This window comes from Streptomyces sp. VNUA24 (assembly GCF_029167005.1).
Classification (GTDB): domain Bacteria; phylum Actinomycetota; class Actinomycetes; order Streptomycetales; family Streptomycetaceae; genus Streptomyces; species Streptomyces scabiei.
Genome location: NZ_CP119143.1, coordinates 2,132,743 through 2,144,401, shown reverse-complemented (window position 1 = coordinate 2,144,401; position 11,659 = coordinate 2,132,743). Strand labels below are relative to the sequence as shown.

General features: G+C 73.5%; 9 protein-coding genes. 5 read left to right on the top strand and 4 right to left on the bottom strand.

The features are described from left to right. Positions 1-71 precede the first annotated feature (71 nt). Positions 72-557 (top strand): hypothetical protein, encoded by a 486-nt coding sequence (locus PYR72_RS08905; RefSeq protein WP_275454790.1) that lies wholly within the window; start codon positions 72-74, stop codon positions 555-557. A gap of 84 nt (positions 558-641) precedes the next feature. On the opposite strand, the gene PYR72_RS08900 is transcribed toward PYR72_RS08905, so the two are convergent. Next, the gene (locus PYR72_RS08900; RefSeq protein WP_275454789.1) at positions 642-1,625 is read right to left on the bottom strand and encodes an aldo/keto reductase; all 984 of its coding nucleotides are present in this window, start codon (positions 1,623-1,625) and stop codon (positions 642-644) included. 163 nt (positions 1,626-1,788) lie between these two features. On the opposite strand from PYR72_RS08900, the gene PYR72_RS08895 reads away from it, so the two are divergent. Then, positions 1,789-2,571, top strand: coding sequence for an alpha/beta fold hydrolase (locus PYR72_RS08895; RefSeq protein ID WP_275454788.1), 783 nt, complete (start codon positions 1,789-1,791; stop codon positions 2,569-2,571). A gap of 10 nt (positions 2,572-2,581) precedes the next feature. Here the strand turns inward: PYR72_RS08895 and PYR72_RS08890 are convergent, their stop codons facing one another. The 3 genes from PYR72_RS08890 to PYR72_RS08880 form a co-directional block, all read right to left on the bottom strand. Then, positions 2,582-3,373 (bottom strand): hypothetical protein, encoded by a 792-nt coding sequence (locus PYR72_RS08890; RefSeq protein ID WP_275454787.1) that lies wholly within the window; start codon positions 3,371-3,373, stop codon positions 2,582-2,584. A gap of 111 nt (positions 3,374-3,484) precedes the next feature. Next, positions 3,485-4,372: a Gfo/Idh/MocA family oxidoreductase gene (locus PYR72_RS08885; RefSeq protein ID WP_275454786.1), complete on the bottom strand. Its 888-nt coding sequence runs from the start codon at positions 4,370-4,372 to the stop codon at positions 3,485-3,487. A gap of 62 nt (positions 4,373-4,434) precedes the next feature. Further along, the gene (locus PYR72_RS08880; RefSeq protein WP_275454785.1) at positions 4,435-7,212 is read right to left on the bottom strand and encodes a SpoIIE family protein phosphatase; all 2,778 of its coding nucleotides are present in this window, start codon (positions 7,210-7,212) and stop codon (positions 4,435-4,437) included. Between the two features lie 329 nt (positions 7,213-7,541). Here PYR72_RS08880 and PYR72_RS08875 point away from each other — a divergent pair, with 329 nt between their 5' ends. From PYR72_RS08875 to PYR72_RS08865, 3 genes are all read left to right on the top strand, one after another. Then, a complete protein-coding gene (locus tag PYR72_RS08875) occupies positions 7,542-9,650 on the top strand; it encodes a DUF1996 domain-containing protein (RefSeq protein WP_275454784.1) in 2,109 nt (702 codons plus the stop codon). A gap of 110 nt (positions 9,651-9,760) precedes the next feature. Next, positions 9,761-10,903, top strand: a complete 1,143-nt coding sequence (locus PYR72_RS08870) for a histidine kinase (protein ID WP_275454783.1) — start codon at positions 9,761-9,763, stop codon at positions 10,901-10,903. After that, on the top strand, positions 10,900-11,610 hold the full coding sequence (locus tag PYR72_RS08865) for a response regulator transcription factor (protein ID WP_275454782.1): 711 nt from the start codon (positions 10,900-10,902) through the stop codon (positions 11,608-11,610). Before PYR72_RS08870 ends, PYR72_RS08865 begins: the two co-directional genes overlap by 4 nt. The last annotated feature ends 49 nt before the right edge of the window (positions 11,611-11,659 follow it).

The following is an 11,659-nucleotide window of genomic DNA, read 5'->3' as shown; positions in this document are numbered from 1 at the left end:
TATGTCATCGCGGGGAATGGACGGACGGCGGGAGTGCCACCGGGCCCTCGGCCGACACGGTCGTCGACAGCGTGTTTGCCTTGGCGCGGAGCGGCAACGCGGTCTCCATGACTGGATCGAACAAGGACCCGAACGAGAACTCCGCGTCCACCGGGACGACCGCCGCCAAGGCCCGCCGGACGGCCGCCAAGGCCACGGCACCGGCCTCCGAGTCCGCGAAGACGGCCGCGGCCAAGAGCGAGAGCGCCGCCTCGTCCGTCAAGTCCGGTGCCGGACACGCGGCCGAGGCGACCAAGCGCGCCGCCGACACCACGAGCGCGGCCGTGCAGAGCGCGGCGAAGGGCGTCGAGGCGGGCCGCCAGGCGGTCGTCCAGGCGTCCGGCCAGGTGGCGGCCACCGCCAGGACGGCCATGACCGTCATCGCGCACCGCAAGCTGGTCGCCGCCGGTGTGGGTGCGGGCCTGACGGCCCTGACCGCCGCCTCCTACGCGGTCGGACGCCGCTCCGGACGCCAGGTCCAGGGGCCCCTCACCCGGCTCACCGGCGGCCGCATCTGACGCGCCCGCCGCGGGGTGCCGACCCACGCGCGGGAAGCGGCCGCCGGCCGCCTCCCGCGCGGCGCTCCGCCCCGCCCGGCCGTTCTACCAGCGGCCCTCCACCTGCTCCTTGACGCGCCGGTCGTACAGGTCGCGGATCGCCGCGACCGTCTCGCCGGACAGCTCGGGCAGCGCGGCGGCGGCCGCGTTGGCGCGGGCCTGGTCCGGGGTGCGGGCGCCCGGGATAACGGTCGTGACGCCCGGCAGCTGCACGATCCAGCGCAGTGCCAGCTGGGCCGGGGTGTAACCGTCGGGGGTCAGCCCGGCGAACTCGACGGCCGCCTCGACGCCCGTGGCGTAGTCGACGCCGGAGAACGTCTCGCCCTGGTCGAACGCCTCGCCGTGCCGGTTGTACGTGCGGTGGTCGTTCGCCGCGAAGACCGTGTCCTTCGTGTACTTGCCGGACAGCAGCCCCGACGCCAGCGGAACGCGCGCGATGATCGCGACGCCCGCCTTCTCGGCGGCGGGCAGGACCTCCAGGAGCGGCTTCATCCGGAACGGGTTGAGGATGATCTGCACGCTCGCCACGTTCGGCCGGGCGATCGCCGTCAGCGCCTCCGCGCAGGTCTCCACGCTCACGCCGTACGCGGCGACGCGCTCCTCCTCGACCAGGGTGTCGAGCGCGTCGAACACCTCGTCGGAGGAGTACACGGGCGTGGGCGGGCAGTGCAGCTGGACCAGGTCGAGCCGGTCCACGCCGAGGTTGCGGCGGGAACGGTCGTTCCAGGCCCGGAAGTTGTCGAGGACGTAGTTCTCGGGGATCTGGTCCGCGCGACGGCCCATCTTCGTCGCGACGAACACATGGAGGTCGGGCCTGCTGCGCAGGAACGTGGCGATGGTCTGCTCGCTGCGTCCGTCGCCGTAGACGTCGGCCGTGTCGAAGAAGGTCACCCCCGACTCGGCGGCCGCCTCCAGCACCGCCAGTGCCTCCGTGTCGTCGACGTCTCCCCAGTCGGCGCCCAGCTGCCATGTGCCGAGACCGACGACGGACGCGTGCTGACCGGACCTACCGAATGCGCGTTCTTCCATGCGGTCAGTCTGTCATCCGCCGGGTGGGTCCGGACCTGCGGCCGGTCCGGGCGGACGTGTCCTTCGCGCGGCTCCGCGGATTCCCCGGCCGACGCCGGTGACGAGGGGCCGGGGAGGCGGCTACGGTACCGGTCAGTAATCGGACCGCACCGCAGGAGGCCCCATGCCGCAGCTCGAAGTCGACGGCGCCGTGCTGACGTACGACGACGAAGGTCCCCGCGACGGTGACGGCGTGCCCCTGGTCTTCGTGCACGGATGGACCGCGAACCGGCACCGCTGGGACCACCAGGTCGCGCACTTCTCCGGGAAGCGGCGCGTGATCCGGCTGGACCTGCGCGGGCACGGCGAGAGCCGTGGCGCGGGGGTGCGCACGATCGCGGAGCTGGCCGAGGACGTGCTCGCCCTCCTCGACCATCTGGAGGTCCAGCGGTTCGTCCTCGTCGGCCACTCCATGGGCGGCATGATCTCCCAGACCATCACCCTCGCCCACCCGGAGCGGGTCGAGCGCCTGGTGCTGGTCAACTCCATCGGCCGCATGACCTACAGCCGCGGCCGCGGCCTGCTGATGGCCGTCTCCACCCGCGTCCCCTTCAAGCTGTTCGTCGCCGCCAACATCCAGCGGGCCTTCGCCCCCGGCTACCCCCGCGAGGAGATCCGGGAGTACATCCGTGCCTCGGCGGCCACCCCGCGCGAGGTCGTCATGACCCTGTACGGCGCCATGCGCGCCTTCGACGTCCTCGACCGGCTCGGCGAGATCAGCACACCGACCCTGCTCGTCCACGGCTACCACGACATCCAGCTCCCGGTCTCCCAGATGCTGCGCATGGCCACCGCGTGCCAGGACGCCGAGGTGCGCATCCTGGACGCCGGTCACGAACTCCCGGTGGAGAAGCCGGCGGAACTCACCGCCACCCTCGACCGCTTCCTCACCGGCGCCCGTCCCTGAAACCCCGGCATCACACGGCCGGGCGCGAGCGGGTCCGGCCCCGGCCCAGGAGGCCGCCGAGCGTGCGGAGCCACCTGAGGACGGCGCCCACGGCCGCCCGGGTCCGGGGCAGCCGGTCGATGTCCGCGGCCAGGGACAGCGCCGCACCCGTCCAGGCGAAGCCGAAGGACCAGACGGAGAGCCACTCGCACAGGTAGAGGGGGGTGATCGTCCAGTCCTCGCCCACCCCGGTGGCCGCCGCGACGGCCGCGAGCGCCATGAAGACGAGGATCAGCACCCCCGCGACGAGATAGGGACGCCGGACGTACGACCGTTCCTTGATGCCCGGCGCCCCGTGCATGAACAGGCAGAACGCCGCCATCGCCGTCAGCAGGGCGACGGCGAAGACCTGGTGCAGGACCGAGACCGTCAGCTGCCCCGCGTCGCCCCCGGATCCCGGCGCGGTGGGGAAGAGGGCGACGCCGAGGGCGCAGAGTCCGGCGACGGTGCCCAGAACGTCGTGGAACCGGTTGAAGCGGTAGACGACCAGGAAGATCCCGAGGGCGCAGAGCCCGCCGACGAAGAGATCGCGGGTGCTGGTGTAGTACGAGCCGCTCATGGAACCGGGCCAGGCGTCGCCGCCGTCGGCACCGGTGAGCCGCGCCGCGATCCAGTTGCCGGCCGGCAGCGCCAGGGGCAGCAGGACACCGATGATCCCGACCCCCAGGCGCAGCCGCATGACCGTCCGCGCGTCCTGATCCTTCTTCGAGGCCGCCAGTCTGCGCCGCAGGTTCTCGGCGGCGCTCCCGTCCGTCGCGCTCACGGGGCCCTCCTCACGCTCGCGGGACGCGCGAGGCGGAGGCGTGCCCGCCACCGGACGATGTCCGGTATAAGGCGCACATAAACTCGAACACGGGCTCGGGCGCCGCGTGGGTCAGCCGGTCAGCCGTGCCTCCGCGGCGACCAGCAACTCCGTCACCCGCAGCGCGAAGGCCGCGTCGCACGGATGCGGGCGGCCACCGCGCGCGGCCGCCAGCAGCGCGTCCCCCGCCCGCACGAGCGCCTCCACGGCACCCTCGTCGGACTCCGGCAGTACGCTCGTCCCGGTCCGGCCGCGCAGCTCGACCGTCGCGCCGGAGGCCGCGGGCGGCGCGGTGAGGCTGAGCGTGAGCGTGCTGGACGCCCCGCCGGCGTGCAGCAGCACCAGATGGACCGTGTCCCCGGGCCCGCGCACGGCGGCCGCGACCCGCTCCACGTCCCCGAGGACCGGCAGCAGCACGGACAGGGCGTGCGGGCCCACGTCCCACAGGCCGCCCTTCTCGCGCCGCCACGGCGAGTCGGCGAAGGGGCTGTCGCTCTCCTCGTCGAACAGCGATCCGAACCACTCCGCACGGCCGGTGAACCAGCCCCCGGCCGCGGCCTGCGCGGTGATCCACGCGTCGACGGCGGCCTGGAAGCGGGCGGTGAAGAAGACGACCGAGGCCACCCCGGTCTCCGCCACCGCCTCCACGACGGCCCGCCCCTGCTCGACGTCCGTCGCCAGGGGCTTGTCGAGCAGCAGATGGCATCCCGCCCGGGCGGCACGCGCCGCCAGCGGTGCCTGGACGGCGGGCGGCAGGGCCACGGCGACCGCGTCCACGTCGGCGAACAGGGTGTCCACGTCCTCGTACACGGGCACGCCGCCGTGCCGGTCGGCGAGTGCCTTGGCCGCCTCCGGGCGCCTGCCCCACACCCCCGCGAAGTCCAGCTCCGGGTGCGCGCCGAGCGCGGGGGCGTAGGCCAAGTCGGCCCACGGGCCGGTTCCGAGCAGTCCGATACGCATGCTCCGGTCTCTCCTTGCGCTGTGGCGGCCCCGCCCTCGCGGGCGGGGCCTGTCGAGGACCGTCAGGGCAGTGCCTGCTCGGTCCAGATGGTCTTGCCCGTGGGGGAGTAGCGGGTGCCCCAGCGCTGGGTGAGCTGCGCGATGAGGTACAGCCCCCGGCCGCCCTCGTCGGTGGTCGCGGCGTACCGCAGATGGGGCGAGGTGTGACTGCTGTCGGTGACCTCGCAGATCAGCCGGCTGTCGTGGATCAGACGGACCCGGATGGGGCCGCCGCCGTACCGGATGGCGTTGGTGACCAGCTCGCTGAGGATCAGCTCGGTGGTGAACTCCAGCTCCTCCAGGCCCCAGGCGGTCAGCTGCCGGGTGGCCTCGGAGCGCGCCCGGCGGACGGCCGCCGGGTCGTCCGGCACCTCCCACTCCACGACACGGTCCCGGTCCAGCGCCCGGGTGCGGGCGACGATGAGCGCGATGTCGTCGCTCGCGCGGCTCGGCGGCAGCGCGTCGAGCACGGCCTCGCAGGTGCCTTGCGGGGAGGTGTCGGCCCCGGTCAGCGCCCTGCGCAGCAGTTCGAGACCGTCGTCGATGTCCCGGTCCCGGTGCTCGACGAGCCCGTCGGTGTAGAGCACCAGCCGGCTGCCCTCGTCCAGTTCCAGCCGGGCCGTCTCGAAGGGCAGTCCGCCCAGGCCGAGCGGCGGGCCCGCCGGCACCTCCGGGAACTCCACGGTGCCGTCGGGCCGGGCCACCGCGAGCGGCGGATGGCCGGCCCGGGCCACGTCGCAGCGCCGCGAGACCGGGTCGTAGACGGCGTACAGACAGGTCGCCCCGGTGATCGGCGCGGTGCCGTCCAGGGCCGCCTCGTCCTGGTCGATCCGGCTGACCATCTCGTCCAGCAGCCCGAGGATCTCGTCCGGCGGCAGATCCAGCGCGGTGAAGTTGTGCACGGCGGTGCGCAGCCGCCCCATGGTGGCCGCCGCGTGCAGCCCGTGCCCCACGACGTCGCCGACGACGACCGCGACCCGGGTGCCGGACAGCGGGAGCACGTCGAACCAGTCCCCGCCCACCCCGGCCTGCGCCGGCAGATAGCGGTAGGCGACGTCCAGGGCGCTCTGCTCGGGAAGGTTGCGCGGCAGCAGGCTGCGCTGCAGGGTCTCCGCCATCGTGTGCTCGCGGGTGTACCGGCGCGCGTTGTCGATGGACACCGCCGCCCGCGCGACGAGCTCCTCGGCGAGCGCCCGTTCCTCCTGGTCGAACGGCTCGGGCTTCTCCGAGCGCCAGAAGTTGGCGACCCCCAGCACCAGCTGGCCCACCCGCAACGGCACGGTGATCAGCGAGTGGATGCCGTACTCGACGACCTGCGCCGACCGTTCGAGATCCTGTGCCTGCCAGCCGGAGGCCCGGCTGAGGTCGGTCACCAGGGTCGAGGTGCCGCTGTCGATGCTGCGGGCCTGCGGCGAGGAGGCGACAAGGTCGATCCGCTCGCCCACCTTGTACAGGGGGGCGTCCTTGCGGATGCCGCTGCAGGCCGTACGGCGCAGCCGGGTGACCGTGTCGGGCTCGTCGCCGTTGAGCGCCGCCGGGGCGAGGTCCACGGTGACGAAGTCCGCGAACCGGGGGACGGCCACCTCCGCCAGCTCCTCTGCCGTGCGGGTCACGTCCAGGCCGGTGCCGACGCCCACTCCGGCGTCGTAGAGCAGCCGCAGACGTTCCCTGGCCGCCTCGGCGCGCCCGGAGAGGGCGCGCAGCTCGGTGGAGTCGCGGAACGTGGCCACGCTGCCGGACGGCTCGCCCTGCAGATCGGTGGCCCGCTGGTTGACGGCGAGCAGCCGGTCGCCGACCAGGTGCACCTCGTCGTTGGCGACGCGCCCCGAGGCCAGCAGGTCGGCCATGGGGGACTCCAGGCCCAGGGAGTGGACGTCCTGTCCCTCGGCGTCCGCGGGCAGGTCGAGCAGCCGGTGCGCCTCGTCGTTGGCGAGCAGCAGCCGGCCCCCGCCGCCGATGATGATCACGCCTTCCCGTACGGCGTGCAGCACCGCGTCGTGATGCTCGTACATGCGGGTCATCTCGGACGGACCGAGGCCGTGGGTCTGGCGCAGGAGCCGCTTGCTGACCAGTGCCGTGCCCGCCGTCGCCAGCGCGAGGGCCGCCGCGGCCGCGATCAGCACCAGGGGCAGCTGCTGTTCCGCGACCCCGCCCACGTTCTCGGTGGTGATCCCGGCCGAGACCAGGCCGACGACCTTGCCGTCGGGGTCCTTGACCGGTACCACGGCCTGGACGAGGGGGCCGAGGGTGCCGTTGACCTCCTCGGTGAAGGACTCGCCCTTCAGCGCGGGCCCGAGGGTGCCGACGAACTTCTTGCCGATGCGGTCCGGCTTGGGATGGGTGTAGCGGATCCCGTCGGTGTTCATCACGACGATGAAGTCGACCTTGGACTGGACCCGGGCGGCCTCCGCCCTCGGCTGGAGGATCGCGGTGGGGTCGTCCGCGGCCAGCGCCTCCCGGGTGCCCGGCGCGTTGGCGAAGGTCTCCGCCACGGCGAGCGAACGGTTGTGCGCCTCCTCGCTGCTGTCGTGCCGCACCTGGAGGACCAGCGCCACCACGGCCGACACGACCAGCACCAGCACGATCACCACCTGGAGCAGGAAGACCTGCCCGGCGACGCTGCGCCCGCCCACCGCCGACCGCAGCCCCGCGAGCGGGCCTGCGCGGTGTTCCGGTCCCCGGCTCGCGCCGCCGTCGGTTCCGTGCCGTACCCGCCGGGCGCGGTCGTCCGGGCCCTGCGCGGGCCGACCCTGGGGGCGGCGGGTCGACCGAGAGCGAGATCGACCCAGGAGACGCACCATGTGCCCATGTCTACACTGCCCCGCGCCCGGAGGCGAGAGGGGGTCGCGCGCGGTCACGGCCGGTGCTCCCGACGACACGGTACGGAGAGCGCTTGCTGCCGCTTTGACCATGTGTGGCTTCCCGCTACCTGTCATCTTCCTGTGAATTTCCGGGACGTTTGAACACTTCGGGCTCCGGCTCCGTATGGGGCTGGGGTTTTTCATGCCCGGACCCGATCACGACGTTGTAGGAGCTATCCGTGGGACGCACCACCAGGCGCAGACGCCCATCAGGAGCACGGCGCGCGACCTCAGCCGCGATCGCGCTGATCTTGGGCGGAGGCGGGCTCATGGCCGTCAACGTCTACGCGTCGGCCACCGAGGACGACTCGCCCGACGACACCGTCCAGCAGGTGCGTTCCGCCGCCGGCACGATCGACTGCCCGGATGTCGGCGCCAAGTTGACGGAGGTGCCCGACGAGGCCCGTGCCGAGGTCGACAAGGAACTCGCCGCCCTGGACCAGCAGATAGCCGAGGCCTACCAGCGGCTGCAGAACTCCGCGCAGGCGCAGCAGCAGGACGCAGGCTTCGCCGACAACGCGATCATGAACCCGCTCAAGGAGAAGCGGGCCGCGACGATCGAGCGGATCGCGATCGCCATCGACCGCGTCGGCGACCGCCCCGAGGGACTGGACACCCTCGCGGCCTGCGCGCTGCGTCCCGCCGAGAACCAGAACGGCGGTGACCAGAACGGCGGCGGTGACCAGAACGGCGGTGACCAGAACGGTGACGGTCAGGACGCCGGCGGTCAGAACGGCGGCGGAGACGGTCAGGGCCAGGGCGACCAGCAGGGCGGTCAGGGACAGCAGGGCAACGGCGGGCAGGCCGGCAACGGCCCGGTGGCCGCGGACTACGTGGACATCAGGACCGTCCAGCCGAACGCGGGCGACCGGGGCGGGCGGCAGAGCGGCTCCACGGGCTCCTTCAGCACGGACTGCGGTGTGAACGCGGGCGGCCTGTTCAACTCGGACAACGTCATCGTCGCCCCCGGCGTCTCCAACGGCGCCCACCACTTCCACGACTACGTCGGCAACCAGGGCAACAGCGCGTTCGCCAGTGACCAGGACCTCGCGGCCGCCGACACCAGCTGCGAGAACCCCGGCGACCGCTCCTCGTACTTCTGGCCGGTGATCCGCCTGCAGAACGGCACCGCCGAGCAGGACGCCAACTCTCCCGGCGGCGGCATCGAGGGCAACGTCGGCGAGATCGTGACGCCCCGGCAGGTCACGATGACGTTCGAGGGCAGCCCGCGCGGCGACGTCACGGAGATGCCGCGGCTGCTGCGCATCATCACCGGCGACGCCAAGGCGTTCGTCAACGGCACGGCCAACGCCAACGCGTCCTGGAGCTGCACCGGGTTCGAGGACCGGCAGCTGAAGGACAAGTACCCGCTCTGCCCCGCCGGCAGCGACGTGGTGCGCACGTTCCGGTTCCAGAGCTGCTGGGACGGCCGCAACATCGACAGCGCCAACCACCGCACGCATGTGGCCTTCGCCGCCGCGGACGGCAGCTGCGGCGCCGGCTTCAAGGCCATCCCGCAGCTGGTCCAGCGGATCGTCTACGACATCGACGCGCCGAGTCTGCAGGACGGCGGGCGCACGAGCCCGCTGTTCGCCGTGGACGCCTTCCCCGAGCAGCTCCACAAGCCCGTCACCGACCACGGCGACTTCATCAACGTCTTCGACGACGACCTGATGCGCGCGATGGTGGACTGCATCAACGACGGCCGCGAGTGCGACGCGGCCGACCTCGGCGACGGTCAGAACGACGGTGGCGGCCAGGACAACGGCGACGGTCAGAACAACGGCGACGGTCAGAACAACGGCGACGGTCAGAACAACGGCGGCGGTCAGAACGACGGCGGCGACCAGGGCGGTGACGACGGCCAGGGCAACGGCGACCAGGGCAACGGCGGCGCTCAGGGTGGCGACGATCAGGACCAGGGCCAGGACCAAGGCCAGGACCAGCCGGGCGGCGGGCAGGACCAGGACGAGAACCAGGCCGAGCCCACCAGGACCGCCCAGGCCCCCGGCGCCGGGGACGACAAGGCGAACCAGGGCGAGGACAAGGGCGAGGACAAGGCGGACCAGGGCGAGGACAAGGAGCCCCAGGTCCTCGGCTCGCTGAAGGCGACCCAGCGCGGCAACCCCGGCGCCGACAAGGGTGAGGACAAGGGCGTCGTCGGCGACGACGACCGCGGCGCGGTCGTGGCCCCCGCCCAGACGACGCCGGCCGCCAACCTCCCCTCGCCCGCCGGGCAGTCCGGGTCGCAGGGGTCGCAGTCGGTGGCGGGCGACCTCGCGGAGACCGGGGCGCAGCTGTGGCCGGCGATGATCGGCGGCGTGGCCGTGCTCGCCGGCATCGTCCTGCTCCGCCGCGTCCGGCGCTGGGACCACTGATCCGCTGACCCGCCGCCCCGCGCCGAGGGGCCGGAGGGGATCCCCATGCTCCGTCAACCTTGTTAGTTTGGACGGGAATCGATCCTGTACCGAACGACCCGGGGCGGAGCATGGCGGAGGTCGGGGTCCGGCGGCTGCCGCCGGGGGACGTCGCGTCGGCCGCCGTCGTGTTCGTGGCGATGGCGGCCGTCCGGCTGGGCCCGGGCAGCGGCACCGACGCCTCCCCGGCCCTGACGATCGGGCTCGCCGCGGTGATCGCCGGCGGCCTGGCGTTCCGGCGCCGTGCCCCGCTGGCCGGGTTCGTGGTGGGCACGGCCGGGCTCGCCGTCGAGGCCCTGTGGGCCGGCCCCGGTCCGCTGACCCCGGTCGCGAACCTCATCGCCGTCCACGCGCTGGGCCTCGGCGCGAGCCCCCGCCGGGCCGCGCTCGGCGCGCTGCTCGTCCCGCCCGCCGTGCTGGCGTACTTCGCCCCGAAGGACGACCCGCCGGTGGTGCCGGCCGCGGTCGTCCTCGTGTGGCTGCTGGTGTGGGCGGCCGGCTTCTCCACGGCTCGCCGACGCAGACAGACCGAGGAACTGCGGCGGCTGCTGCGCCGCGAGGCGGTCGTCGCCGAACGCCTGCGCATCGCCCGTGAGCTGCACGATGTCGTCGGCCACTCGGTGAACGCCATGCTCGTCCAGGCCGGAGCCGGACGCCTGGTGCTCGACACCGACCCCGACCGCACCCGGGAGCTGCTGAGCAGCGTCGAACGCACCGGCCGTGACGCCCTCGCCGAACTCGACCGGGTCCTCGGTCTGCTGCGCGCCGACGACGACCTCGGCCCGGCCGGTGCGGCCGCCGACGACGGCACCGCCCCGGATCAACCGCATCTGGAACCACGGCATCTGGACCGGCTCGTGGGCCCCATGGCGGACGCCGGCATGGACGTCCGCCTGCGCGTGGAGCCCGAGACGCTCACCCTGCCGGGCGCCCTGCGGCCGGCCGTCCACCGGATCGTCCAGGAGGCGCTGACGAACGCCCTGCGGCACGGCCACGCCCGGTCCGCCGAGGTGACGGTCCGCCGACAGCGGTGGGGCGAGACCGTGCTCGTCCGCGTGGTGGACGCCGGTCAGGGGCCGAAGCCCCAATACCGGCCCGGGCGCGGGCTGCGCGGCATCGGGGAACGGGCCGCCGCGCTCGGCGGGTCGGTCGCACACGGTCCGGTCGGTGACGGCGGCGGGTTCGCCCTCAGCGTCGAACTGCCGCTGCGGTGACCGCCCGTGCCGCCGCGGGCCCGGTCGTGCGGGTGCTGCTGGCCGACGACGACGCCCTGTTGCGCACCGGTGTGGCGGTGACGCTCGGCACCGCGCCGGACATCGAGGTCGTCGGGGAGGCCGCCGACGGCCTACGGGCCGTGGAGCTGTGCCACGCCCTGGCCCCGGACGTCGTGCTGATGGACGTACGGATGCCGGGCATCGACGGCATCGAGGCCACCGCCCGCATCGCCGCGGCGGGGCCGGCCGTACGGGTCCTCGTACTGACCACGTTCCCCGACGACACCTATGTGTGGCGGGCGCTGCGGGCCGGTGCCAGCGGCTTCCTGCTCAAGCGCGCCGCCCCCGAACGCCTCATCGACGCCGTGCGGACGGTGGCCGCCGGGGACACCCTGATCGACCCCTCGGTCACCCGCGCCCTCGTCGAACACTTCGTCCTGGGCGAGCGGACGGCCCGCGGACCCGCGGACGCCGCGGACCTCGCCCGGCTGCGCGGCCTCACCGCCCGTGAGGCGCAGGTGCTGCGTCTGATCGCCGAGGGACTGTCCAACGCGGAACTCGCCGAGCTGCTCAAGATCGCCGAGTCCACCGCCAAGACGCACGTCAAACGCATCCTGCACAAGATCGGCGCCCGCGACCGGGCGCAGGCCGTGGTCCTGGCCTACCGCTCCGGCCTGATGGAGCCCGGCGTACCCCCAAGGGGGTAGGTTCCGGCACCCCCTCGGGGGGACGCCCCGCTCGCCGCGCCGTCCTACG

What these genes read in the sequence shown, in the direction of transcription:
- PYR72_RS08875 (WP_275454784.1), top strand. Translation starts at nt 7,542, where the DNA reads ATGGCCGTCAACGTCTACGCGTCGGCCACCGAGGACGACTCGCCCGAC.
- PYR72_RS08870 (WP_275454783.1), top strand. Translation starts at nt 9,761, where the DNA reads ATGGCGGAGGTCGGGGTCCGGCGGCTGCCGCCGGGGGACGTCGCGTCG.
- PYR72_RS08885 (WP_275454786.1), bottom strand. Translation starts at nt 4,372, where the DNA reads ATGCGTATCGGACTGCTCGGAACCGGCCCGTGGGCCGACTTGGCCTAC.
- PYR72_RS08895 (WP_275454788.1), top strand. Translation starts at nt 1,789, where the DNA reads ATGCCGCAGCTCGAAGTCGACGGCGCCGTGCTGACGTACGACGACGAA.
- PYR72_RS08880 (WP_275454785.1), bottom strand. Translation starts at nt 7,212, where the DNA reads ATGGTGCGTCTCCTGGGTCGATCTCGCTCTCGGTCGACCCGCCGCCCC.
- PYR72_RS08900 (WP_275454789.1), bottom strand. Translation starts at nt 1,625, where the DNA reads ATGGAAGAACGCGCATTCGGTAGGTCCGGTCAGCACGCGTCCGTCGTC.